The organism is Streptomyces sp. NPDC058697 (genome assembly GCF_042715345.1).
Taxonomy (GTDB): Bacteria; Actinomycetota; Actinomycetes; order Streptomycetales; family Streptomycetaceae; genus Streptomyces; species Streptomyces liliifuscus.
In genome coordinates, this window is record NZ_JBHXSU010000004.1 from 463,641 (window position 1) to 488,619 (window position 24,979).

19 protein-coding genes are annotated in these 24,979 nt (G+C 70.9%); 7 read left to right on the forward strand and 12 right to left on the reverse strand.

Going from position 1 to position 24,979, the window contains the following annotated elements:
* Positions 1-3: 3 nt before the first annotated feature.
* The 7 genes from kdpB to ACFWXQ_RS12975 all read right to left on the reverse strand — a co-directional run bounded on the left by kdpB (position 4) and on the right by ACFWXQ_RS12975 (position 10,495).
* The gene (kdpB, locus tag ACFWXQ_RS12945; protein WP_383938940.1) at positions 4-2,139 is read right to left on the reverse strand and encodes a potassium-transporting ATPase subunit KdpB; all 2,136 of its coding nucleotides are present in this window, start codon (positions 2,137-2,139) and stop codon (positions 4-6) included.
* Positions 2,136-3,800 carry a potassium-transporting ATPase subunit KdpA gene (gene kdpA, locus ACFWXQ_RS12950; RefSeq protein WP_383938943.1) on the reverse strand — a complete coding sequence of 555 codons (1,665 nt, stop codon included), beginning with the start codon at positions 3,798-3,800 and terminating at the stop codon, positions 2,136-2,138. Before kdpA ends, kdpB begins: the two co-directional genes overlap by 4 nt.
* Before the next feature lie 7 nt (positions 3,801-3,807).
* Positions 3,808-3,897, reverse strand: coding sequence for a K(+)-transporting ATPase subunit F (gene kdpF / locus ACFWXQ_RS12955; RefSeq protein ID WP_037659531.1), 90 nt, complete (start codon positions 3,895-3,897; stop codon positions 3,808-3,810).
* 279 nt (positions 3,898-4,176) lie between these two features.
* A complete protein-coding gene (locus ACFWXQ_RS12960; protein ID WP_383938946.1) occupies positions 4,177-6,015 on the reverse strand; it encodes an APC family permease in 1,839 nt (612 codons plus the stop codon).
* Between the two features lie 195 nt (positions 6,016-6,210).
* The gene (locus ACFWXQ_RS12965) at positions 6,211-7,032 is read right to left on the reverse strand and encodes a DUF4118 domain-containing protein (RefSeq protein WP_383938949.1); all 822 of its coding nucleotides are present in this window, start codon (positions 7,030-7,032) and stop codon (positions 6,211-6,213) included.
* Positions 7,029-9,602, reverse strand: coding sequence for an ATP-binding protein (locus ACFWXQ_RS12970; protein WP_383938952.1), 2,574 nt, complete (start codon positions 9,600-9,602; stop codon positions 7,029-7,031). Before ACFWXQ_RS12970 ends, ACFWXQ_RS12965 begins: the two co-directional genes overlap by 4 nt.
* Before the next feature lie 164 nt (positions 9,603-9,766).
* On the reverse strand, positions 9,767-10,495 hold the full coding sequence (locus tag ACFWXQ_RS12975) for a MerR family transcriptional regulator (protein WP_383938955.1): 729 nt from the start codon (positions 10,493-10,495) through the stop codon (positions 9,767-9,769).
* A 54-nt stretch (positions 10,496-10,549) separates the two neighbouring features.
* On the opposite strand from ACFWXQ_RS12975, the gene ACFWXQ_RS12980 reads away from it, so the two are divergent.
* Together ACFWXQ_RS12980 and ACFWXQ_RS12985 are read left to right on the forward strand one after the other, a co-directional pair.
* Positions 10,550-10,840: a hypothetical protein gene (locus tag ACFWXQ_RS12980; RefSeq protein ID WP_383938958.1), complete on the forward strand. Its 291-nt coding sequence runs from the start codon at positions 10,550-10,552 to the stop codon at positions 10,838-10,840.
* A gap of 274 nt (positions 10,841-11,114) precedes the next feature.
* Complete coding sequence (locus tag ACFWXQ_RS12985) at positions 11,115-13,070, forward strand: amino acid transporter (RefSeq protein ID WP_383938961.1); 1,956 nt, start codon at positions 11,115-11,117, stop codon at positions 13,068-13,070.
* Positions 13,071-13,121: 51 nt separating this feature from the next.
* Here ACFWXQ_RS12985 and ACFWXQ_RS12990 read toward each other — a convergent pair whose 3' ends face one another.
* A complete protein-coding gene (locus ACFWXQ_RS12990; RefSeq protein WP_383938964.1) occupies positions 13,122-13,979 on the reverse strand; it encodes a LysR family transcriptional regulator in 858 nt (285 codons plus the stop codon).
* A 68-nt stretch (positions 13,980-14,047) separates the two neighbouring features.
* On the opposite strand from ACFWXQ_RS12990, the gene ACFWXQ_RS12995 reads away from it, so the two are divergent.
* Complete coding sequence (locus ACFWXQ_RS12995) at positions 14,048-15,007, forward strand: DMT family transporter (protein ID WP_383938967.1); 960 nt, start codon at positions 14,048-14,050, stop codon at positions 15,005-15,007.
* Between the two features lie 164 nt (positions 15,008-15,171).
* Positions 15,172-17,172: a serine/threonine-protein kinase gene (locus ACFWXQ_RS13000; protein WP_383938970.1), complete on the forward strand. Its 2,001-nt coding sequence runs from the start codon at positions 15,172-15,174 to the stop codon at positions 17,170-17,172.
* Between the two features lie 88 nt (positions 17,173-17,260).
* Here the strand turns inward: ACFWXQ_RS13000 and ACFWXQ_RS13005 are convergent, their stop codons facing one another.
* On the reverse strand, positions 17,261-18,112 hold the full coding sequence (locus tag ACFWXQ_RS13005; RefSeq protein WP_383938972.1) for a helix-turn-helix transcriptional regulator: 852 nt from the start codon (positions 18,110-18,112) through the stop codon (positions 17,261-17,263).
* A gap of 86 nt (positions 18,113-18,198) precedes the next feature.
* On the opposite strand from ACFWXQ_RS13005, the gene ACFWXQ_RS13010 reads away from it, so the two are divergent.
* Positions 18,199-19,002, forward strand: a complete 804-nt coding sequence (locus ACFWXQ_RS13010; protein WP_383938975.1) for an SDR family NAD(P)-dependent oxidoreductase — start codon at positions 18,199-18,201, stop codon at positions 19,000-19,002.
* Positions 19,003-19,095: 93 nt separating this feature from the next.
* Here the strand turns inward: ACFWXQ_RS13010 and ACFWXQ_RS13015 are convergent, their stop codons facing one another.
* Positions 19,096-21,198, reverse strand: a complete 2,103-nt coding sequence (locus tag ACFWXQ_RS13015; protein ID WP_383938978.1) for an ATP-binding protein — start codon at positions 21,196-21,198, stop codon at positions 19,096-19,098.
* A 289-nt stretch (positions 21,199-21,487) separates the two neighbouring features.
* Positions 21,488-21,991 carry a MarR family winged helix-turn-helix transcriptional regulator gene (locus ACFWXQ_RS13020; protein WP_383938980.1) on the reverse strand — a complete coding sequence of 168 codons (504 nt, stop codon included), beginning with the start codon at positions 21,989-21,991 and terminating at the stop codon, positions 21,488-21,490.
* A gap of 206 nt (positions 21,992-22,197) precedes the next feature.
* Between ACFWXQ_RS13020 and ACFWXQ_RS13025 the strand changes: the two genes are divergently transcribed.
* Both ACFWXQ_RS13025 and ACFWXQ_RS13030 read left to right on the forward strand, forming a co-directional pair.
* Positions 22,198-22,665, forward strand: coding sequence for a cupin domain-containing protein (locus ACFWXQ_RS13025; RefSeq protein WP_383938983.1), 468 nt, complete (start codon positions 22,198-22,200; stop codon positions 22,663-22,665).
* Positions 22,666-23,039: 374 nt separating this feature from the next.
* The gene (locus tag ACFWXQ_RS13030) at positions 23,040-23,984 is read left to right on the forward strand and encodes an NADP-dependent oxidoreductase (protein ID WP_383938986.1); all 945 of its coding nucleotides are present in this window, start codon (positions 23,040-23,042) and stop codon (positions 23,982-23,984) included.
* A gap of 76 nt (positions 23,985-24,060) precedes the next feature.
* Here ACFWXQ_RS13030 and ACFWXQ_RS13035 read toward each other — a convergent pair whose 3' ends face one another.
* Entirely contained in the window at positions 24,061-24,906 is an 846-nt protein-coding gene (locus ACFWXQ_RS13035) for an oxidoreductase (RefSeq protein WP_383938988.1), read from the reverse strand.
* Positions 24,907-24,979: the final 73 nt, after the last annotated feature.

The following is a 24,979-nucleotide window of genomic DNA, read 5'->3' on the forward strand; positions in this document are numbered from 1 at the left end:
CGATCAGCCGATTCCGGGGATGAGGGAGATGATCAGGTCGATGATCTTGATGCCGATGAAGGGCGCGATCAGCCCACCCAGACCGTAGATGCCGAGATTGCGCCGCAGCAGCCTGTCCGCGCTCACCGGCCGGTACTGCACACCGCGCAGGGCGAGCGGCACCAGCGCGATGATGATCAGCGCGTTGAAGATGACCGCGGACAGGATCGCGGAGTCCGGCGAGGACAGGGCCATGATGTTGAGCTTGTCCAGGCCCGGGTAGACCGCCGCGAAGAGCGCCGGGATGATCGCGAAGTACTTCGCGACGTCGTTGGCGATCGAGAACGTCGTCAACGCGCCCCGGGTGATGAGGAGTTGCTTGCCGATCTCGACGATCTCGATGAGCTTGGTCGGGTTCGAGTCGAGGTCGACCATGTTGCCGGCCTCCTTCGCGGCCGACGTACCCGTGTTCATCGCCACGCCGACGTCCGCCTGGGCCAGCGCGGGAGCGTCGTTCGTGCCGTCGCCGGTCATCGCGACGAGCTTGCCGCCCGCCTGCTCCCGCTTGATGAGGGCCATCTTGTCCTCGGGAGTGGCCTCCGCGAGGAAGTCGTCCACGCCGGCCTCGTCCGCGATCGCCTTGGCGGTCAGCGGGTTGTCGCCGGTGATCATGACCGTCTTGATGCCCATGCGCCGCAGTTCGTCGAACCGTTCGCGCATGCCGTCCTTGACGACGTCCTTGAGGTGGATGACGCCCAGCACCCGGGCGCCCTCGGTGTCCTCGATCGCGACGAGCAGCGGAGTGCCGCCCGCCTCGGAGATCCGGTTGGCCAGGGTGTCGGCGTCCTCGGACACCTCGCCGCCCTGCTCCCGGACCCAGGCCATGACCGAACCGGCCGCGCCCTTGCGGATCTTGCGTCCGTCGACGTCCACGCCCGACATGCGGGTCTGGGCGGTGAAGGCGATCCACTCGGCGCCGGTCAGCTCGCCCTGGCTCCGCTCGCGCAGCCCGTACTTCTCCTTCGCCAGGACGACGATGGAGCGGCCCTCGGGCGTCTCGTCGGCCAGCGAGGAGAGCTGGGCGGCGTCGGCCAGGACGGCGTCGGTGGTGCCGGTCACCGGTACGAACTCGGCGGCCTGCCGGTTGCCGAGCGTGATGGTGCCGGTCTTGTCGAGCAGCAGGGTCGACACGTCACCGGCGGCCTCGACCGCCCGGCCGGACATGGCCAGGACGTTCCGCTGCACCAGCCGGTCCATGCCCGCGATGCCGATCGCGGAGAGCAGCGCGCCGATCGTGGTCGGGATCAGACAAACCAGCAGGGCCACCAGGACGACCATCGTGAGGTGCGTGCCCGCGTAGTCCGCGAACGGCGGCAGCGTGGCGACGGCCAGCAGGAAGACGATCGTCAGCGAGGCGAGCAGGATGTTCAGCGCGATCTCGTTGGGCGTCTTCTGCCGCGCGGCGCCCTCGACCAGGGCAATCATGCGGTCGATGAAGGTCTCGCCCGGCTTCGTCGTGATCTTGATGACGATGCGGTCGGACAACACCTTCGTACCGCCGGTGACCGCGGACCGGTCACCGCCGGACTCGCGGATGACCGGGGCCGACTCACCGGTGATGGCCGACTCGTCCACGGACGCGACGCCCTCGACGACGTCACCGTCGCCGGGGATGATGTCGCCCGCCTCGCAGACAACCAGGTCGCCGATGCGCAGTTCGGTGCCGGGCACCTGCTCCTCGGAGCCGCCGTCCTTGGAAAGGCGGCGCGCGACGGTGTCGGTCTTGGCCTTGCGCAGGGTGTCGGCCTGCGCCTTGCCGCGGCCCTCGGCCACCGCCTCCGCCAGGTTGGCGAAGATGACGGTGAGCCAGAGCCAGGCACTGATCGCCCAGCCGAACCAGTCGCCGGGGTCCTTGAAGGAGAACACGGTCGTCAGGACCGAGCCCACCAGCACCACGAACATCACGGGGGACTTGATCATCACCCGCGGGTCGAGCTTGCGGCAGGCGTCCGGCAGCGACTTCAGCAGCTGCTTCGGGTCGAACAGACCCGCGCCGACGCGTCCTTCGTCCTTGTGACCGGTCGGCACATCGCTGTGCGGCGCCCGAGTGGGAGTAGTCGTGGACACGGTGTCCTCTTGCTTCTCTATGCGGGTGGTCATGACGCCAGCCCCTCGGCCAGCGGCCCCAGCGCGAGCGCCGGGAAGTAGGTCAGACCGGTGATGATGAGAATCGCGCCCACCAACAGCCCGGTGAACAGCGGCTTCTCGGTGCGCAGCGTGCCCGCGGTCGCGGGCACCGGCTTCTGCTCGGCGAGCGAGCCGGCCAGGGCGAGCACGAACACCATCGGCAGGAAGCGGCCGAGCAGCATCGCCAGACCCAGCGTGCTGTTGAACCACTGCGTGTCCGCGTTCAGACCCGCGAAGGCCGAACCGTTGTTGTTCGAGGCCGAGGTGTAGGCGTACAGGATCTCGGAGAAGCCGTGCGCCCCGCTGTTCGTCATCGAGTTGCCCGGGGTCGGCAGGGCCATCGCCGCGGCGGTGAAGACGAGCACCAGCGCCGGGGTGATGAGGATGTAGCAGGCGGCGAACTTGATCTCGCGGGTGCCGATCTTCTTGCCCAGGTACTCGGGCGTACGGCCGACCATGAGGCCCGCGATGAACACCGCGATGATCGCCATGATCAGCATGCCGTAGAGGCCGGATCCGGTACCACCGGGCGCGATCTCGCCGAGCTGCATGCCGAGCATGGTGATGCCGCCGCCGAGTCCGGTGAACGAGGAGTGGAACGAGTCCACCGCACCGGTCGAGGTGAGTGTCGTGGCCACCGCGAAGATCGACGAGGCGCCGACTCCGAAGCGGGTCTCCTTGCCCTCCAGAGCGCCGCCCGCGACATCGAACGCAGGGCCGTGGTGCGCGAACTCGGTCCACATCATCAGCGCCGTGAAGCCGATCCAGATGGTGACCATCGTGGCGAGGATCGCGTAGCCCTGCCTGAGCGAGCCGACCATCCGGCCGAAGGTCCGGGTAAGCGCGAACGGGATCAGCAGGATCAGGAAGATCTCGAAGAGGTTGGAGAACGCGTTGGGGTTCTCGAAGGGGTGGGCGGAGTTGGCGTTGAAGTAACCGCCGCCGTTGGTGCCCAGCTCCTTGATGGCTTCCTGGGAGGCGACCGCGCCGCCGTTCCACTGCTGCGTGCCGCCGGTGAACTGGCCTACCTCGTGGATGCCGGAGAAGTTCTGGATAGCGCCGCACGCGACGAGCACGATCGCGGCGATCACCGAGATCGGCAGCAGGATGCGGATGGTGCCGCGGACCAGATCGGACCAGAAGTTGCCGAGCTCACCGGTGCGCGAGCGCGCGAAGCCGCGGACGAGCGCGACGGCCACGGCGATACCGACCGAGGCGGACAGGAAGTTCTGCACCGCCAGGCCGCCGGTCTGTACGACGTGGCCCATGGCCTGCTCGCCGTAGTACGACTGCCAGTTGGTGTTCGAGACGAACGACGCGGCGGTGTTGAACGCCTGGTCCGGGTCGATCGAGGAGAAGCCGAGCGAGCCGGGCAGGCTGCCCTGGAAGCGCTGCAGCAGGTACAGGAACAGCACACTCACCGCGGAGAAGGCGAGGACACCGCGCAGGTAGGCGGGCCAGCGCATCTCCGTGTTGGGGTTGGCGCCGATGCCCTTGTAGATCCACTTCTCGACACGAAGATGCTTGTCCGAGGAGTAGACCTTGGCCATGTAGTCGCCGAGGGGACGGTAGGCGAGAGCCAGGGCCGCTATCAGGGCGACCATCTGGAGCACACCGGCAAGCACTGGACTCATTTGCTTCTCAGAACCTCTCCGGGAAGATCAGGGCGAGGACGAGATAGCCCAGCAGGGCGACGGCCACGATCAGGCCGACGATGTTCTCGGCGGTCACAGCTTCGTCACCCCCTTGGCGACGAGAGCCACCAGCGCGAACACCGCGATCGTGGTGACGACGAAGGCCACGTCGGCCATCGCTAACTCCTAGATGAGGTTCGGATCGAACGGACGATTAGAGGAAAGCGCCTCCCTGGCCGGATTCGAGCGCCGTTGACGGCTCCCATACGCAGGTTCGTACGGCTTTGACGGAACCCATACGGCGGGCTGATCCATCTGCGTGAACCAAACCCCTCGGACGCCTGAAGACCCCGCCTCCGGCATGCGGGAGGCGGGATCAGATACGGAACCGCAGCCGGCAGATCACCGCGTCCGTCTCCTTCCGGACGGCATGGGCGACCACGGCACCCCGCTGGTTCTGCAGCAGCCGCTGCCACAGCCGGTCCGGCTCGACCTCGGGGATCAGCACGGTGACGCGGGTGCCGGGCTCGGCGGCGGCGGTCTCGCCCACGTACGCGGCTATCGGACGGCCCAGGGCACGGCGCTCGGAGGTGAGCCGGATCAGCGGCATCCCGGGGTCCCAGCGCTCCCAGTCGCGCTCCAGGGCGTACAGCTGGGCGCGGTCCTCGGGGTCGGGGTGGCAGACGGTCACCGCGCGCACCTCGTCGCCGAGCGAGGCGGCGGCGTTCAGGGCCTCGACGGTCAGCCGGGACAGGTTCGACACGGGCACGATCACCACGGAGCGCTCGCGGTGCGGCTGCTCGGGGATGCGGCCCAGGCCCAGGCGCTCGCCGATCCGGGCGTACGCGCGGTGCACGGCCGTGAAGGCCGCCACCAGCAGCGGCAGGGCGATGACGATCAGCCAGGCGCCCTCCTCGAACTTGGTCGCCGTCACGACGACGGCCGACACACCGGTCAGCACGCCGCCGAAGCCGTTCAGCAGTGCCTTTCCGCGCCAGCCCCTCCCCCGCTCCTGCCGCCAGTGCCGGACCATGCCGACCTGGGCGATCGTGAAGCCGACGAACACGCCGATGGCGAAGAGCGGCACGAGGGTGTTGGTGTCACCGCCGGAGAACACCAGCAGCGCGGCCGAGACCAGGGACAGCGCGAGCACTCCGTGCCGGTGGACCTGGCGGTCGGCCTTGAGGGCGAAGACGTGCGGCAGGTAGTTGTCACGGGCCAGCAGCTTCAGCAGGACCGGGAGCCCGCCGAAGGACGTGTTCGCGGAGAGGGCCAGCAGGATCATGGTCGCGAACTGGATGACGTAGAAGGCCCAGTTGTGGCCGAGCGAGGCGTCGGCCAGCTGGGCGAGGACGGTGACGCCCTCGACCGGCTGGAGGTGGAAACGGGAGATCAGCACGGACAGGCCGATCAGCATCACGCCGAGCACCGCGCCCAGCGCCACCTCCGCGCGCTGGGCCCGCTTCACGCGAGGGACGCGGAAGGACGGCACGGCGTTGGCGATCGCCTCCACACCGGTGAGTGCGGAACAGCCCGAGGCGAAAGCTTTCAGCAGAAGCAGCGCACCGACCGTGGTGGCGTTCTCGGAGAGCACGGAGGCATGGCCCGCGGCGGCCTCGGTACTCACCGGCGCGGACCGGAACAGCCCGACGCCGATCAGGACCAGGATCGAGACGACGAAGACCGCGGTCGGCACGATGAAGACACGGGCCGACTCGACGATCCCTCGCAGGTTCACCGCCGTGATCAGCACCAGCACGACCAGGCACAGCAACAGCCGGTCGCCGTACAGCTCAGGAAAGGCCGAGGTCAGAGCGGCGACACCGGCGGTGACCGCGACGGCGACGTTGAGTACGTAGTCCAGGACCAGCGAGGCCGCCGCCACCAGGCTCGTCCGCGCGCCCAGATGGGTCTTCGCGACGGCGTACGACCCGCCGCCGTCCGGGAACGCGGCGATCACCTGCCGGTACGAGGCCACCAGCACCGCGAGCAGTCCGGCGATCGCCAGCGTGACCGGCAGGGTGAAGCCGAGTCCGTGCGCGCCCGCCGCGGCCAGTACGAGGACGATCGCCTCGGGGCCGTACGCCACCGACGCCATCGCGTCCAGCGAGAGGGCGGCCAGGCCGGTGACGGCGGTGAGCCGGTGCCGCTCGCCGGTATCGGGCGGCTCCTCGACGGCGGGGGCCTCGCCCGGCTCGGTGGTCAGGACAGACATGGGACACGTACTCCTTCACGCATGGAAAGCCCGCGCACGCGGGGAGGCGATGCGCGGGTGCGCCCAGGTTCTGTCCGGTCCCGGCCGCGTCCGACCGTTCCTTGCGGCTTCTTCGCGCCAAAGCCTCCAATCTTGACGTGGTCCTGACGGCCCGGTGATCCGCCCGTGCCGTTTCCGGGGATCAACTCCCCTGGATCAGCCGTCCTTCGACGGCCCGGCCGTGTCGAGTGCCGCGCCTGTCTGGTCGGCGAGGGTGACCGCGACGAGGCGGGCCTGGAGCGGCGGCACGGGACCCGGGCCGGGGGTGAGCATGAAGCGGCCGAGGTAGTGGCCGTTGCCGTAGGTGCGGAGTTCGATCTCGCCGTCCGGCCAGCCGTCGATGTCGACGTCCCGGTGCCGGCGGCCGACCGCGATGCTCCCGTCCTGTTCCAGGCGGGGCGGCCGGCCCATGAGGGTGCCGTACTCGAAGCGGCAGGCACGCAGGGCGAGCACTTCGGTCAGCTGGCCCCGGACGTGGTCGACCACGGTGTCCGAGGACTTGGCGGACTGGGCGAGTTCGGCGGTCTCGTGGATGCGACGGAGGTGGTCGGCGTCGGTCACAGTGATCACTTCCAGGCGGCGGGCACGGGCCGCGAGCTGGGACACGATCAGGCCGACGACCAGCAGAAGTACCGCGGTCTCGACATCGGCGGAGGTGTCGATGTCGAACGTCTGGTAGGGACGGGTGAGGAAGAAGTCGAACCAGGCCGCCGCCGACAGTGCCGCGAGCGCGCCCGCCACGCGGTTCCCGAGGGCGGCGACCGCGACAACGGCCACGACGAGGATCAGCGCGGCGTTCGTACGGGACAGGTCGGTGCGGAAGGGCACGAGTACGAGTGCCACCAGGAACGGTCCCGCGAGGCCTGCCAGCAGGGCGAGCCGGTCCCGGAGCGGATAGCCGGTCATCACACCGTCACCTCCTGCGTTCACACCGGCGCCCGAGAACCCGGGCACTCGTACGCCGCTTTCGGAGCTCATGAGCCGTCTCCTGTCCTCTGCGTATCACTGGCGCGCCGCACCTGCTCGGCGAAGGGCAGGGACAGCACCATGGTCAGACCCCCGCCCGGGGTGTCCTCCGGGGTGAGGGTGCCGTTCATCGCCTCGGTCAGGCCCCGCGAGAGCGCCAGGCCGAGGCCCAGGCCCGTCGTGTTGTCGGTGTCGCCGAGGCGCTGGAAGGGTTCGAAGAGCCGGTCCCGGTCGGTGGACGGGAGCCCGGGGCCGCGGTCGACGACGCGCAGCTCGACGCGGCCCGCGTGGGCGCTGGCGCTGAGCAGCACCTTGCGCCCTGCCGGACTGTGCCGGGCGGCGTTGCCTGCCAGGTTGGCGATCACCCGTTCGAGCAGAGGCGGGTCGGCCAGCACTGCGGGCACTTCCTCCAGGTCCCCCACCTCGACCGCCGGGGTGTCGGCGAGCGCCGCGGGGAGGACCTCCTCCAGGGCGGTGGCGCGCAGGTCGAGGGTGAGTGCGCCGGCCTGGAGGCGGCTGAGGTCGAGGAGGTTCTCGATCAGCCGGTTCAGCCTGGCCATGGACTCGTCGGCGGTGGCGAGGAGTTCGTCCCGGTCCTCGTCGGAGAACTCCACGTCCCGGCTGCGGAGCGAGGAGACGGCTGCCCAGCCCGCGGCGAGCGGGGTGCGCAGATCATGGCCGACCGCCCGCAGAAGCGCCGTACGCATACGGTCGGCCGCCTTGACCGGTTCGACCTCGGCGGCGGCCTGGGCGAGCCGGGACCGCTCGACCGCCGAACCGACATGGGCGGCGAAGGCGGCCAGCACGCGCCGTTCGGAGGACGGGAGGATGCGGCCGCGCAGGACCAGGAAGGCGCCGGGGCCCGCCGGCACCGCCGTCACGCCGTCCTCCGCGGGCGGCTCGTCCACCAGCTCCGCGGAGTCCATGCCGAAGGTCTCGCGGGTCCGTTCCACCAGGGCGGGTATGGTCGCGCCGCCCCGCACGATGGTGCCGGCGAGCGAGGACATGGTCTCCGCCTCGGCGGTGGCGCGGGCCGAGCGTCTCGACAGCCGCAGCGAGCGGTCCACGACCGCGGCCACCGTGGCGGCCACCACCGCGAAGACCGCCAGGGCCAGCAGCGCGTTGGGATCGTCGAGCGTGAACTGCCCGATGGGCGGGATGAACCAGTAGTTGAGCAGCAACGACGCCGTGACGGACGCGATCACCGCGGACGCGACCCCTCCTATGCAGGCCACCCCCACCACGGTGAGCAGGAAGAGGAGGGCCTCGCTGGTGAGGTTGAGCTTGTCCCTGGCCAAGTCCGGGTTCAGCAGGAGGGTGAGCGCCACCGGCAGCAGCAGACCGGCGACCGGGCCCGCGATCCTGCGTACGGTCGAGAGGGTGCGCCTGCGTGAGGGCAGCAGTGTGCCGCGCCCGGCGCGCTCGTGCGTGACCATGTGGATGTCGATGTCGGCGGAGAGCTCGACGACCGTCTCGCCGGTGCCGCGTCCGGTGGCGAACCGTTCGAGGCGGCCGCGGCGACTGGTGCCGAGGACGAGCTGGGTGGCGTTCTCGGCGCGGGCGAACTCCACCAGTGCGGTGGCGACGTCGTCGCCGATCACGGAGTGGTAGCTGCCGCCGAGGTCCTCGATCAGCCGCCGCTGCCGGGCCAGGGAGGCGTGCGAGGCGCCCGCGGCGAGACCGTCGCTGCGGGTCACGTGTACGGCGAGGAGGTCACCGCCCGCCGACCGGTCCGCGACGCGGGCGGCCCGCCGGATCAGTGTGTCCCCCTCCGGCCCGCCGGTCAGCGCCACGACGACCCGCTCCCGGGTCTCCCACACCCCGCCGATGTCGTGCTCCGAGCGATAGGACTGCAGCGCCTCGTCGACGCGGTCGGCGACCCACAGCAGGGCGAGCTGACGCAGCGCGGTCAGATTGCCGGGCCGGAAGTAGTCGGCGAGAGCCGCGTCGACCTTCTCCGGCGCGTAGATGTTGCCGTGCGCCATCCGCCGCCGCAGTCCTTCGGGCGGGATGTCCACCAGCTCGATCTGATGGGCCCGTCGTACGACCTCGTCGGGCACCGTCTCGTGCTGCGGTACGCGCGTGATCTTCTCGACGACGTCGTTGAGCGACTCGAGATGCTGGATGTTGAGGGCCGTGATGACATCGATCCCCGCCGCGAGCAGTTCCTCGATGTCCTGCCGGCGCTTGGGGTTGCGGCCGCCTCCGGGGACGTTGCTGTGGGCGAACTCGTCGACGATCGCGACCTCCGGGCGCCGGGCCAGAACGGCTGCGAGGTCCATCTCCTCGAACTCCCCGCCCCGGTAGGCGCACGAGGCCCGCTCGACGACCTCCAGGCCGTCGAGCATCCGTTCCGTGCCGGGCCGCCCGTGGCACTCGACGAACCCCACCACGACATCGGCGCCGCGCGACGCCCTGCGCCGCGCCTCGTCGAGCATGCGGTAGGTCTTCCCCACGCCCGGGGCGGCTCCCAAGTACACCTTGAGACGTCCGGGGCGCACTGGGCGTACGTCACCCGCACCGGTCCCTGCCTCGCTTGCGCCGGTCCGTACGTCACTCCTGTTGGCCCGTACGTCACTCATCGCAGCCGACGTGCTCCGCTCACTGGCGATCAACTCCCCGAGGGGGAACGGTTACTTCCCCTACCGAACCGCTTGTCCAGGGCGCGCGGAGCACTCCTTGACGCATCCTTGTCGCCGGTCACAAGGACGTTGACACCGCCTTGACGGGGGCTGGGCCGATCGGGCTACTCCAGCTGTGCCCGAATGAGCGCGTCGATCCGCCGCCATGCCGGGGACGAGGCGTTGACCGTGCCCTGGACGAGAGCGGGGATCTCGGAGTCCGTGTCCAGCCCGGGGAGTTCGTCCGGTCCGTAGCGTTCGCGGGTCGCTTCGACGGCCCGGCGGGCGAGGTCGTCGATGCGGGGATCGTCGGCGTCGAGGTCGTACGCGTGGTCGTAGTCCAGGAAGATCTGCCGCAGCGCCGGGTCGGCCAGGATCTCGGCCTGGTCGTGGAAGAGCTCGATCGCGCGGTCCGGGTGGGTGGCGAACACGAGGATCCACAGGTCGCGTTGCAGATCCACCCAACGAGGCGTGAATCCCCAGCGGGCCAGGTCCTCCAGATGCGCGCCCACCTCGGCGGGCAGCGGCGCCAGATCCCCCGCGGCGAGCCGGCGCAGGCGCCCCTGCGTTGCCCGCAGGCCACGGATGCGGTCGGTGAGCCCGTCGTCGATCTCGCGCAGCGCCTGCCGGAACTCCTCGTCGCTCGCCGATCTCAGGTCCCGGATACGGGCCAGGGGGACGCCTGCTTCGGCGAGTGTCCGGATCTTGATCAGGTCGATGACGTCGTTCGCGCCGTACCGCCGGTAGCCGGACGCGTCGCGGTCGGGCTCGGGGAGCAGGCCCTTGTCGTGGTAGACGCGGACGGTCTTGACCGACACCCCGACGAACCCGGCCAGCTGCCCGATGGTGATCACCCGGCCATCGTGCCACTTGACCCTGCCCCTGGGGCGGGGTTGCAGCATGGCCTCATGGCGAACATGAACATCGATCGGGAGACCCTGCGCGAGCTGGCCGACGCGGGCAACGAGACCGCTCTGGACCGGCTGGCCGACCTTGCCGACTCGGCCGGCGACCTCGGGGAACTGAGCGAACTGCTGGACGAGGGATCCATGCACGCGGGGTTCCTGCTCACCCGACGCGCGAAGGCGACCGGAGACCTGCGCGAACTGCAACGGATCTCCGACGCCGGGTACGAAGAGGCCGGCAACGAACTGGACCGACTGCTGAAGGCACCGGGCGACGGGCAGCGGGACCGCTGATCCCCCGGGCCGCCACGGCGACGCGATGACGCTGGGTGTCCGCGGCCGACGGGCGCGCCCCGCGCGCCCCTCGAATGGCCCAGTCCACTCCCCCGTAGCCAGGACGTCGTCATCCTGATGTGCCGCCGTCGATCGCACGGCTTCTCTTAACGGAAGCTTGACGCCCACGGGGGCCTCAGCCGTGGGCCTGTGCGTCACTCTCTGCATACGCTGGTGCCGCCGTCCGCGTGATGGCCGGAAACCGCACGCCGAGCCGGACATCAGGAGCACGCCGATGGCCACCACCGAACACCCTCCGCCCAGTCGCCTGCGCGCCTGGATGCTGGAGGGGCTGTCCGACATGGGCAAGGGTCGGCAGGCAGCGCCGCGGCCCGCCGAGACGAAGCCCGTGCACAAGGGACAGCGCTGGTGGCGGGTGATGTGCCTGACCGGCGTCGACTACTTCTCCACGCTCGGCTACCAGCCGGGCATCGCGGCTCTCGCCGCCGGGCTGCTGTCACCGGTGGCCACCATCGTGCTGGTCGTCGTCACGCTGGCGGGCGCGCTGCCGGTGTACCGGCGGGTTGCCGAGGAGAGCCCCCACGGCGAGGGCTCGATCGCCATGCTGGAGCGGCTGCTGACCTTCTGGAAGGGCAAGCTGTTCGTCCTGACCCTGCTCGGTTTCGCCGCGACCGACTTCCTGATCACCATCACCCTCTCGGCCGCCGACGCCTCCACCCACCTGGTGGAGAACCCGCATCTGGCCGACGCGCTGCACGACAAACAGGTGCTGATCACGCTGGTGCTCATCGCACTGCTCGGCGCGGTCTTCCTCAAGGGCTTCCTGGAGGCGATCGGTGTCGCCGTCGCACTGGTGGGCCTCTATCTGGCGCTCAACGTCGTGGTCGTGGCGACCGGGCTCTGGCACGTGGCCACCGAGGGGCATGTGATCAGCGACTGGTCCACCGCCCTGACCGCCGAACACGGAAACGTTTTTGCCATGGTGGGCGTCGCACTGCTGGTCTTCCCCAAGCTGGCGCTCGGCCTGTCCGGCTTCGAGACCGGCGTGGCGGTCATGCCGCACGTCGAGGGCGACCCCGGCGACACCGAGGAGAACCCCAAGGGCCGTATCCGCGGCACGAAGAAGCTGCTGACCACGGCCGCGCTCATCATGAGCGTGTTCCTGATCGCGACCAGCTTCATCACCACGCTGCTCATACCGGAGAAGGAGTTCGAGTCGGGCGGCGAGGCCAACGGCCGCGCGCTCGCCTATCTGGCGCACGAGTACCTGGGCAACGCCTTCGGCACGCTCTACGACGTGTCCACCATCGCCATCCTCTGGTTCGCCGGCGCCTCGGCCATGGCCGGGCTGCTCAACCTCATGCCCCGTTACCTGCCCCGCTACGGCATGGCCCCGCACTGGGCACGCGCCGTCCGCCCGATGGTGATCGTCTTCACGCTGATCGGTTTCCTGGTCACGTGGATCTTCGACGCGGACGTGGACGCGCAGGGCGGCGCGTACGCGACCGGTGTCCTGGTCCTCATCAGCTCGGCCGCGATCGCGGTGACCATCGCCGCCCGCAAGGCCGGCCAGCGCAACTGGACCATCGCCTTCGCCGTGATCTCGGCGGTCTTCCTCTACGTCACCGTCGCGAACGTCATCGAGCGCCCGGACGGCGTGAAGATCGGTGCCTGCTTCATCGCCGGCATCATCCTCGTCTCCCTCCTCTCGCGGCTCGCCCGTGCCTTCGAACTCCGCGTCACCAGCGTGACCATGGACTCCATGGCCCAGCGGTTCGTACGGGACATCGCCAGCCGCCGGATCCGGTTCATCGCCAACGAACCCGACAACCGCGACCTCACCGAGTACCGCGAGAAGATCGAGCAGATCCGCGCGGACAACGACGTCCCGGCCCAGGAGGACTTCGTCTTCGTCGAGGTGACGGTCCTGGACCCGTCGGAGTTCGAGGCCGGCCTGACCGTACGCGGCGAGGTCCTGCACGGCCGCTACCGCGTCCTCACCCTGGAGTCGTCCTCCGTCCCCAACGCCCTGGCCGCCCTCGTCCTGCACGTCCGCGACACCACCGGCTGCATACCGCACATCTACTTCGAGTGGACCGAGGGCAACCCGTTCACCAACTTCCTCCGCTTCTTCCTCTTCGGCCAGGGCGAGGTCGCCCCCGTCACCCGGGAGGTCCTCCGCGAGGCGGAACCGGACCGGGCACGACGGCCGCGGGTGCACGTCGGCTGACGGACCGACGTCCGGTGCAGAACTGTTCGGCGCAGCACCGGCTGAGGCCGGTCAGCCGTTGCGGTACAGCGCCGTGAGCAGTTCGATCGCCGCCTGGGTGGCGGGGTGCGGATCGTCCCGCCACCAGGCGAGGCGTACGGCGATGGGTTCGGCGTCGCGGACCGGCCGGTAGACGATGCCGGGCCTGGGGTACTGGTGGGCGGTCGATTCCGCCGTCAGGCCGATACAGCGCCCGCTGGAGATCACGGTGAGCCAGTCGTCGACGTCGGACGTCTCCTCGGTCTCCGGGCGGGCGTCCGGCGGCCAGAGTTCGGCGGTCGTGGTGCCGGTCCGGCGGTCGATCAGCAGCGTGCGCCCGCCGAGATCCGCGAGCCGCACCGAGCGCCGCCCGGCCAGGGGATCGTCGGCGGCCAGGGCGCACAGGCGCCGCTCAAGGCCGACGATGGCGGAGTCGAACCGCCGGTCCTCCTCCAACGGCCTGCGTACGACCGCGAGATCGCACGCTCCTTCCGCCAGACCGGCGGTGGCGGAGTTGACGCGGACCAGCCTCAGGTCGGTCTCGGGCTGCACCTTGGCCCAGCGGCGCTGGAAGGCCGACGTGTGACGGCCGAGCGCCGACCAGGCGTACCCGATCCGCAGACGGGTGTGACCCGACCTGGCCTCCTGGACCAGATCGGCGACCTCGCCGAGCACATGCCGGGCGTGTGCCACCACGCGCAGTCCCGCCGGGGTCGGTGCCATCTCCCGGGAAGTGCGGCGCAACAGCCGTACGCCCAGGGCGCGTTCGAGCGAGGCCAGGGTCCGGGACACGGCCGCCTGGGAAACGCCGAGCGCGATGGCCGCGTCGGTGAAGCTGCCCTCGTCGACGATCGCGACGAGACAGCGCAACTGCCGTAGCTCCACATCCATGACTGCAGCGTATAGATGTTTCGCCGGGTGCATTTTGCGCATGCGCTGTCATGTCACACGCTCGAAGCATGCGAGCCGTACCCGAGCCCGGCACCACCGCCTCCGTACACCCCACAGTCCCGCCAGCCCCGCCAGCCCCGGCGGCACCCCCGCGCCTGGCGGACCCGGATCTCCCGGACCCTCGGCCGACCGGGCGTTCACGGCAGCTCGCCGGTGTGGCCACGATGATCGGCAGTGGCCTGTCCACCCAGACCGGCGCCGCGATCGGGTCCCTCGCCTTCCCCGTGCTCGGTCCTGTCGGGGTCGTCGCGGTCCGCCAGTACGTCGCCGCGGTCGTCCTGCTGGCCGTCGGCCGGCCGCGGCTGCGGACCTTCACCTGGTGGCAGTGGCGGCCGGTGCTGCTGCTTGCCCTGGTCTTCGGGACGATGAACCTGTCCCTGTACAGCGCCATCGACCGCATCGGCCTGGGACTGGCGGTGACCTTGGAGTTCCTGGGCCCGCTCGCCATCGCACTGACTGCCGCGCGCCGCCGCGTGGACATCTGCGCCGCGGTCGTCGCCGCCGCGGGCGTGGTGACGCTGATGCGCCCCCAGCCCTCGACCGACTACGCCGGGATGGCCCTGGGCCTGCTCGCCGCCGCCTGCTGGGCGTCGTACATCCTCCTCAACCGCACCGTCGGCCAACGTGTCCCCGGTGCGCAGGGTTCGGCCGCCGCGTCGGGTGTCTCCGCGCTGATGTTCCTGCCGGTCGGCGTCGTCCTGGTGCTCCGGCACCCGCCGACCGCCGAGGCCGTCGGTTACGCCGTCGCCGCGGGGGTGCTCTCCTCGGCAGTGCCGTACCTGGCGGACATGTTGACCCTGCGCCGCGTACCCGCCCAGGCCTTCGGGCTGTTCATGAGCGTCAACCCCGTCCTCGCCGCCGTGGTCGGCCTGCTCGGCCTCGGCCAGGACCTGGGCTGGACGGAGTGGGCGAGCATCGGGGCGATCGTCGCCGCCAACGCCCTCAGCATCGCCACTCGGCGCACCTGACGTGTTCGCGCCTCGGGCGGAGACCGAGCCCGCGGACGTCGCACAACCCGCAACTCGAAGCCGGGTAGCCTCTGTTCACGTCGAGCGGAAGCTCGTGGACCACCGGCTCGTGACCCTTCGTGGCGGTGAGTGGGGCGGAGTGCCGACCGAGGGGAGACAGTCAGATGACGAAGCCGTCGACAGGCGACTTCGATGCCACCTCCGGTGGGGTTGGCGACAGAATCGGCCGGTATCGACTGCTCAGAACCCTCGGCGCGGGCGGCATGGGCCGGGTCTGTCTGGCCCGTTCGGAGGGCGGGCGCACGGTCGCGGTCAAGCTCATCAAGCCGGAGCTGGCCGCCGAACCCGAGTTCCGCGAGCGCTTCCGGCTGGAGGTGGCGGCGGCCCGCAGGGTGAGCGACCGCTGGACGGCACCGGTCCTCGACGCGGACACCGAGGCCGAGACGCCGTGGGTGGCCACCGGCTACATCGCGGGTCCCTCGCTGGAACACATCGTCTCGCCCCAGGGACACGGCCCCCTCCCCGCCGCTTCCGTACGCACCCTCGCCCATGGACTCGCCAGCGCCCTGCTAGACATTCACGGCGCGGGCCTGGTCCACCGGGACCTCAAGCCCTCCAACGTCCTGATCACCATCGACGGCCCCCGGGTCATCGACTTCGGCATCGCGCGGGCGCTGGACGCGGTACCGGGGTCGACCCCGACCAGCTCGGGCGTGCTGGTCGGCTCGCCCCGCTTCATGTCGCCCGAGCAGTTGAGGGACGAGCCGGTGGGCCCTGCCGCCGATGTCTTCTGCATGGGCACGGTACTTGCGTACGCGGCGACCGGGCAGACGCCGTTCGGCGGTGGCGGTTCCGGCGGGGTGCACGCCGTGATGTTCCGCATCGCGCAGGAGGAGCCGGACCTGACGGGGATCGAGGAACCGGTACGGGGCCTGATCGCCGACTGTCTCGCCAAGGACCCGGCGGCCAGGCCGACTCCGGAGGAGGTGGTCGCACGGATGCAACCGGTGGGGACCGGCGCCTCGTCGCCGCCGTGGCTGCCTGCCCGGATCATCGCCGAACTGGGGCGCAGTGCCGTCCAGTTGCTCGACACGGACACGCCGCCGCACGCGAGCGCGATGGCGGCACCGGCACCGGCCGCTTTCGTATCGTCGCCCGCGTCGCCCGCACCGGCCACGCCCGCGCCCACGTCCGCGACTTCGACCGCCGCCTCGCTCGTGACCTGGGAGGAACCGCCCTCGTCGGAGCAGTCGGAACGGTCGGAGTGGGGAACCCAGGTCGTGCCGAAGCCGGACCACGGGCGCACGGAGCCGGCTCCTTCGCCGCGCCCTCGCCCAACGGGCAGGCGCCGACGGGCCGCGCTCGCGCTGGCGGTCGCCGCCGTGGTGGCAGGAGGCGTGTACGCCGCGTGGGCCGCCGACCTCCCGCTGCCGTACGGGGGCTCGGAATCCGCCTCCGCCTCCGACTCCGGTGACAACAACGGCGTGACGTCCGACGTGCCCAAGGAGTTCGTGGGCATCTGGGCGGGCGAAGTCGAGCGGGACGGGAAGCCGACCGATCAGTTCCGCCGGTTCGTCGTCTCGTCGGGGCAGGTGGGCGAGGTCGTCGCCACCAGCATCAGCCTCGGCGCGACCTACGAGTGCAAGAGCGACGGCAAGCTCGCGGCCAAGCCGTCCGGCGGCGGTACGTCGCTACGGCTGGACACCAAGGTCGTCAGCAGCGTCCCCGCGGGCTCGTGCTCGGCCCTCGGCGACCATGTCCTCTCCCGGACCGACGATGACTCCCTCCGCTGGGAGGCGGCGGGGCGCACCGCCGAACTGCACAGGATCGAGGGACCGGAGAAGCTGCCCGAAGAACTGCTCGGCACCTGGCAGCGTCCACTGGCCAACGGTGGCACGCAGCGCATGACCATCGAGCGGACGCCGGTCGGCAGCCCGGCCGCCACACTGGTCTCGGACGGCGGCGGCGAGCACTGCGAGGCCGACATGAACCTGGTCTCCGTAGGGGACGCGGACGGTCCGGCACGCTTCGCCCCACCGGCGATCGACCAGTCCGCCTCCTCCGGCCCCTGCCTCCGCGGCGGCTCCTCCACGCTGAGCACCGAGGGCGACAGGCTCGTACGGGAACTGGCCGACGGGCGACGGCTCACGTATACGCGGGTGTGAGGGGCCTGCTCGGGTCTGCTACTCGGGTCTGAGGGGCGACCTGGATGGCCGACGCCACGTACGGCCCGGCATCCGGGCCCGGCGTGGCTCAGCGGCCCACGTCCATGCGCTGCGTGCCGATGACCGACAGCAGTCGCAGCGCCTCCTCGGAGGGTGAGCCGGTGGCGGCGGTGTAGATCACGACCTGCTGGTCGCGGTCGGTGATGTCGAGGGCGTCGCAGTTGACGGTGACCGGGCCGACCAGCGGGTGCTGGAAGGTCTTGCACAGTGTGGGCTCGGCGCTGACGTCGTGGGAGGCCCACAGCCGGGTGAACTCCTGGCTTCCGGCGAGGAGTTCCGCCACCAGCCCGGTCACCTCGGGGTCTTCGGGATAGCGGGCGGCGGTGGCGCGCAGCCGCTGCGTCGCGTTGCGGGCGAACGCGTCCGCGTCCGACACTCCGTACAACCGCCGCCCCTGCGGGTGCGGTCCGAGGAAGACACGGCGTACGAGGTTGCGGTCGCGCCGTGGACGGGCGGAGAAGTCCTCCATGAGGGCGGCCGCCAGATCGTTCCAGGCGATCACCTCGAATGTCGCGGACGTCACGATGGCGGCGGCCTGCGGCAGCCGGCTCAGCAGGTCGAGGATGCTCTGCCGCACCTCGCGCGAGGGCCCGGGCGGCGGGCCGGGCGGTGCGCCTGCGAGGTGGTGGAGGTGGTCGCGCTCGGCGTCCGACAGACGCAGGGCCCGGGCCAGCCCCGCCAGCACCTCGCGCGACGGGCGCGGGCCGCGGGCCTGCTCCAGGCGTGTGTAGTACTCGGCCGAGATGAACGCCAGCTGCGCCACCTCCTCGCGGCGCAGTCCCGGCGTGCGGCGGCGCGGTCCGGCGGGCAGCCCCACGTCGGCGGGGGTGATCCGCTCGCGCCTGCTGCGCAGGAAGGCCGCCAGTTCTCTTCTGTCCACACCCCCAGTGTGCGCGGGTGGTCCGGGCCCATCCAGGTACCGCCGGTGCCTGGATGGGCTCCGCGGACCGGCGCAGGCTCGCTGCCATGGACAACACACGAACCGCCGACACATCCACCGCCCCTGCCGCCCTTGGCCTGCTGGACGGCAAGGTCGCCTTCATCACCGGCGCCGGTCGCGGTATCGGCGCGGCCGCCGCGCGGCTGTTCGCCCGAGAGGGCGCCCGGGTACTGCTCGCGGCCCGGACGGAGGCCCAGCTGAAGGCGGTGACCGAGGAGGTCCGGGCGGCGGGCGGCATCGCCGACTACGTGGTGTGCGACCTGGCCGACTCGGCCGCCGTACGCGCCGCCGTGGACCGCGCCGTGGACCTGTACGGCCGTCTCGACATCGCCTTCAACAACGCCGGTACGTTCGTGCCGCCCGGCCCGATGGACCAGGTGACCGAGGCCGACTTCGACCACGTCTACGCCGTGAACCTCAAGGGCCCGTGGGTGGCGATGGCCGCCGAGGTCGCCGCCATCCGGGCCACCGCCGGGACGGGGGCCATCGTCAACAATTCGTCGGTCGGCAGCCTGATGGGCAATCCCGAACTGCCCGCGTACGGTGCGATGAAGCGAGCGGTCAACAGCCTCACCGAGTCGGCTGCCATCACGTACGGCCCGGAAGGAATCCGAGTCAACGCCATCGCCCCGGGCAACACGCTGACCGAGATGATCCGCACCTGGGAAACGGAATCGCCCGGCCTCCAGGAGCGGCTCCAGGCGCACACTCCGCTGCGCCGCGCGGCCGACCCCGACGAGATCGCCCAGGCCGCCGCCTGGCTGCTCAGCGACCGCTCCTCGTTCGTGACCGGCACGGTCCTGCGGGTCGACGGCGGCGCACGAGCCTGAACCGGGGCTGCCGCCCCACCTGGGCACGCCTGAGTGCCTGGGCACGCCTGAGTGCCACCTGGGCACGCCTGAGTTTGACCCCTGGTCAGGGCTTCAGTGGTGGCTCGGCGAGGCCCTGGGTGGTCGTGGCGGTGTGCTGGTGACCGCCGACGCCGTGGCCGGTTGCCGCAGCAGTTGTTCGACGAGGCGTTCCTTGGCCAGGGCGAGGTGGCGCCGGTAGGTGCCGTAGGGCACCCCCAGCCGTCGGGCGGCGGCCTTGTGGGTGCGGGAGGCCTCGATGTAGGTGGCGGTGAGAGCCTCGTGCGCCTTGACGCCCGCGGGGTCGGTCTGCAGCGCGTCGAGGGCGGAGACGATGGCGCCGCGCAGGTCCGCGACCGGGTCGGGTGAGCCCGGCGGCACCAGATGCGAGTGCACCAGGACGCTGGTCGCGAATTCGCGGGGGGTGTGCCAGGTGCGCAGCGCCTCGAGCACGCCTTCCTCGAACGCGGCCCGCGGCAACCGGCCGCCCAGGCCACCCGCGGAGGCGGTCGCGGGCCATGTCGCTACGGGCGTGAGCGCTGCGCGAGCCCGGTGTTGCACCCATTGCTCCACTGTTTGCCGTCGCCAGTCCCGGCCGAAGACGTGCTGTCGCCTCCCGTCGACGTCCACGGCCGCGACCTCCGGCATCCCGGCCTCGGCGAGGTAGCGCCCCCATCGGTCGGCGTCTTCGAAGACGGTGAAGGTCACCGCGCGTCCGTGGGTTCTCATCTCCTCGCCGATGGTGCGCCGGCTGGTGAGCTCCATCAGGGGCGAGGGCCGCTGGTGCCCGCCGGGCTGCACCGCGAAGCGGCGGATGCCCAGGTGCTCGCCCGGCCCCAGGGGAGCGGCCGCCTCCACAAGGTCCCAGACTGCTGCGATCACCGGGTCCTCGGCGCGGTCCTCGGGCAGTGGTGCGTCCAGCCGCAGAATGGCCATGAACGACGCGGGTGCGCAGGAGCCCGCATAGCGATGGACGCGGAAGGCCTCCGGTTGGCGGCGCACCCAGTGCGCGACCGCTGCCGCCGACGCCGGGCCCTCCGCTTCCTCGGCCATGCGCAGCACGCCGGGCACGTCTTCGGCCCGGAGCGGAGTGTCCTCGATGTGCGGGTGCGTCCGGTAGTTGTATAAGTCCTCCGGTCCGCCCTGGTCGCGGAAGAGGAACATCCACTCCGCGACCCGCAGCAGCGCGTCCTCCTCGGCGGCGCCGCGCACGGACTGGAGGCCCGCGAGCGATATGCGGGCGCGGACGTCGTCGTAGCGCTCGGGGTCCCGCCAGCGCAGGTCGGCTTCGAGGGTCGCCCGCACCGCGTCGTGCGGGTGCAGTCCTTCGGGTGTGGCCTCGATGTAGGGCAGCTGACGCAGCCAGGAGAACAGCGTGCCGGTGTCCTCGTCACCCAGCACTGCGCGCAGCAGGGGCTCGCGGGTGACGTAGGCCTGCGCGACCACCTCGATGGCGCGCCGGTGGACGGCGCTGGGCAGGTCGCCCACCAGCCGTTCGACCAGGGTCGTCAGGACGTCGCCGGTCGGCTTCCACGGCGCGCCGGGGGCGGCCGGGGGAACGGAGGCGGCCAGCGAAAGGGCGAGCGGGCTGCCTCCGGCGAACGCGACGAAGGCGCCGCGCTGCTCGGCGGGGACCCCCCGGGCGGCGAGCAGGGAGTGGGACTGGGCGGCATCGAGCGGCCGCACGGCCAGTGCGGTGAAGAGCTGCGCCCACCCAGGGTCCAGCGACCATTCGGCGTCGGGGGCGACCCTGCTGGCCACCACCACGATCGCCCGGTCGGCGAGCCGCAGCAGGAAGGTCTCGCGCAGCCACGCCTCAAGCGGCTGACACTGCTCGAAGGTGTCGATGAGCAGCACCGCACCGGGTTCGGCACACGCCGGGGCCGCGAGCTCCTCGAACCGGCGCGGATCGGCGTCGAGGAACCGTCCGTCCACGTGCACCACGCGGCGGCCGGTGAGTTCGGCCTGCCGGGCGGCGTAGCGCACCAGCGAGGACTTGCCGATGCCGCCGGGACCGTACATGTACGCCACGAGCGGAGCGTCCGCCGCGCCCGACAGCATCCGGTCGAGCACCGCCCGCTCCGGCTCCCTGCCCACCAGCGCACCGGCTCTAGCCCGCGCCAGCCGGCCCGCCAGGCCCGCCGCTCCCAATCCAAGCTCCCCTTTGGTTTCCGTCATGCCTCCGCGGTGCCTCCGCGATGCCTCCGCGGTCGGACGGCTTCCTTCCGACGAGCGCCGCGTTCTTCACCGGCGACTGCCCGCGGCCGTCTGGCCGTCTGGCCGTCTGGCCGTCTGGCCGTCTGGCCGTCCGGCCGTCCGGCCGTCCGGCCGTCCGGCCGTCCGAGCACATCATGACCCAGGTCGAACAGCCCGCGAACCTCGGCCGGTTGACCCGATCCTGCCCCCCGGCTGATCACACTCGTCCCGATCCGCTGCGGCCTCCGGGGCTCCGACGCCTGTCGAGTCCTTATGCTCCGTCTTTGCGGCGGCGAGGCGCGGCCGAGCGAGGCGGCGTCGAGCGCATGTGGTCGCGCACCGGCGCCAGCAGGCCTGCCAGAGCCTTGGCGTCGTCGCGCGAAAGCGGCTCGAACAGGAGGCCGCTGACCACCTCGACGTGACCCGGCAGCACCCTCGCAAGCAGCTCGCGCCCGGCATCGGTGATGGTGACCGTGATGCTCCGCTCGTCGTCCGGCGAGGGAGCGCGGACGACCAGGCCCTCCTTTTCGAGCAGACCTACCTGGTAGGTCAGGCCACTGCGGCTGTAGACGACGCCGTCGGCCAGGTCGGTCATGCGGTGGCTGCCCGTCGGCGAGTCTCCGAGGCGGGCCAGCAGTTGGAACTGCACATAGCTGAGATCACCGGTCTCGCGCAGCTGCTGCTCGACCGCGTGCCGGAGCAGGCTGGTCACCTCGACGAGGTCGAAGTAGGCGCCGAGCTGCACGGGGTCGAGCGACGGCGGCGAATCAGACATGACCGGAGTCTACTGCTTCGAATTCGAAGAGTGTGGCGTGCAGCCGTACCAGCCTCATTGACCCGATGCCGTGAACTCGTGAGCGCACGGCGTGGGCAGTGTTGGGCCCGACTGAGCAGCGCAGAGCATGGAGATCGGGCAGTGGAGCGGCACAGGGTTACGGAAAGGAGGACGGCGCCGCCGCCCACGGATCCCGAGGACCGGCCATGAGCATCCCCCACCTCGCACAACGTGAGGACCAGCAGCAACTCGAGTGGATCGGCGGTGGTGTCTTCAGCGTCCTGCTCGACGCCGAGGCGACGGGCGGGCAGCTGACCGTCGGGCGCTTCGACGTCAGCAAGGGCGAGGCGCCGCCGTTCCACGTGCACAACAACGAGGACGAGGTCTTCCTGCTTCTGTCCGGTTCGGCGCTGGTGTGGGCCGGTGACGAGGAGCACGAGTTACGGGAGGGCGGCATCGTCTTCCTGCCCCGGCGCATCCCGCACGGCTACCGCATCACTTCGGAGAAGGCGGACCTACTGCTCATCTCGACGCCCGGTGGGCTGGAGAAGATGTTCCGCCACGCGGGCCGTGACCTCCGTGAGTCACGCCCGGAGGGCTTCGAGATCCCCTCGCAGCTGCTCGCCGAAGCCGCGGAACTCTCCGGCAACGTCATCCTCGGCCCTCCCCGGTGACGGCACCACGGCCCGGCCGCAGGGAAGAAGCCATGAACACGAGGCCGGGATGAGCACCGCCGCGTGGAGTCCGGCGTCCTTGGCGGTCGTGAGCGCCGGTGCCAACCGTCCGCATCCGACTCGCCTGCCGCCCTCGGGGACAGAGCCCTCTCCAGCATGCCGGTGCTACTGGCGCTCGACAGCGACTCCCGCCGGCAGCGACGCGGCACGGCTGCGTGCCTGTATCGACCAGGCCGCCGCCGAACTCGCCGCGGCGATGCACGCACACCGGCACTGACCGACAGCACTTGCTTCGAATTCGAAGCAGAGGTATCGTCATCAACAGTTGCTTCGAATTCGAAGTAACTTGGATCGCAGCGAAGGTGAGAACCGAAATGAAGGCAGTACGTTTCCACGAGTACGGCGAGCCCGGCGTCCTGCGCTATGAGGACGTGGAGCAGCCCGTCCCCGGGGCCGGTGAGGTCCGGATCCGCGTCGCCGCGACGTCGTTCAACCCCGTCGACGGCAACATCCGCGGCGGCTTCATGCGTGGCCCCATCCCGGTGGTGCTGCCGCACACCCCCGGCATCGACGTCTCGGGCACGGTCGACGCGCTGGGCGAGGGCGTGGACGGCACAGTGGTCGGCGACGACGTGATCGGCTTCCTGCCGATGGACGGGAACGGCGCCGCCGCGGAGTACGTCCTCGCGCCGGCCGAGGTCCTGACGCCGGCGCCCAAGAGCGTCCCGCTGGCCGACGCCGCCGCACTGCCGATCGTGGGCCTCACCGCGTGGCAGGCGCTGTTCGACCACGCCAAGCTGACGGCCGGGCAACGCGTACTGATCAACGGCGCCGGCGGAGCGGTCGGCGGCTACGCCGTGCAACTGGCCAAGGGAGCCGACGCCCACGTGATCGCCACGGCCGGCCCGCGCAGCCGCGAGGCGGTCGAGTCGGCCGGCGCCGATGAGGTCATCGACCACACCACCACCGAGGTGACCGCGGCAGTGACCGAGCCGGTCGACATCGTGCTCAACCTCGCGCCGGTCGACCCGGCCGAGCTGGCCGCGCTCGTCACACTGGTCCGTCCGGGCGGGGTCGTGGTGAACACGACGGTGTGGATGCCCGCGCCCGCCGACGAGGAGCGCGGTGTGCGCGGCATCGACCTGTTCGTCCGCAGCGACGCCGACCAGCTGTCACGGCTGGTAGCACTGATCGACCGCGGGGAGCTGCGCGTCGACATCGCCGAGCGGGTGCCGCTGGCCGAGCTGCCGGCGCTCCACGCCCGGGCCGCCGAAGGCGCGGTGCACGGCAAGGTCATCGTCGTCCCGCCTGCCGCCTGACGCCGGTCCTCCACCGAGAGGAAGAAAGGGCAAGGCGGCGAATTCACCGAGCACAGATCCTCGCCCTGCCCGGCTGTCACTCCGTGTCGAAGTCCGTCCCCCGGGAGACTTCGTCCCACTCGGTGAGTTCGGCCCGCACGGAGTCCAGGTGTGCGGTCAGGAAGTCGACCGCGTCCGCGCCGAGGGCGAGGCGGAGCGGGGGCTTCTCGGCCTCCAGGGCCAGCCGGATCGCCGCCGCGGCCTTCGCCGGGTCGCCGGGCTGGCTGCCGCCGCTGCCCTGCACCATCTGCCGGGTCGCGCCGACCTTCTCCAGGTACGCCGGGTTCTCCTCGGAGAAGTACGCCGCGCCCTTGCCGAACAGGTTGGTACGGAACGCGCCGGGCTCCACGATCAGCACCTTGATGCCGAACGGCGCCACCTCGTCGGCCAGGCCCTCCGACAGTTGCTCCAGCGCCGCCTTGGTCGCGCTGTACGCGGAGAACCCGGCGAAGGACAGCTGCCCGCCGAAGCTGCTGATGTTCACGACCGATCCACTGCCCCGCTCCCTCATCTGCGGGAGCAGCGCCCGGGTCAGCCGCGCAGGGCCGAACACATGCAGCTCGAACAGGTCGCGCAGCTCCCGGTCGGTGGTCTCCTCGAACGCCCCGACCTGGGTGCGGCCGGCGCTGTTCACCAGCACGTCCACCCTGCCGTAGCGTGCCAGGACGTCGGCGGCCACCACATCGATCCGCTCGCCGTCGGTGACGTCCAGGCTGATCGCCTCGACACGGTCCGGGTACGCGGCGACCAGGTCGTCCAGCGCCTCGGTTCCCCGGGCGGTGCCGATCACCGTGTCGCCGGCGGCGACCGCGGCCTCCGCGATGGCCCGCCCGAAACCGCTGCTCGCACCGGTGACCAGCCAGACCTTGGTGTTGTCGCTCATCTTCGTCCTCCCTCGTCAACTGCCGTGTCAACTGCCGTTCGGGGCTCTTCCGCCCACAGGATCAATCCTTCGC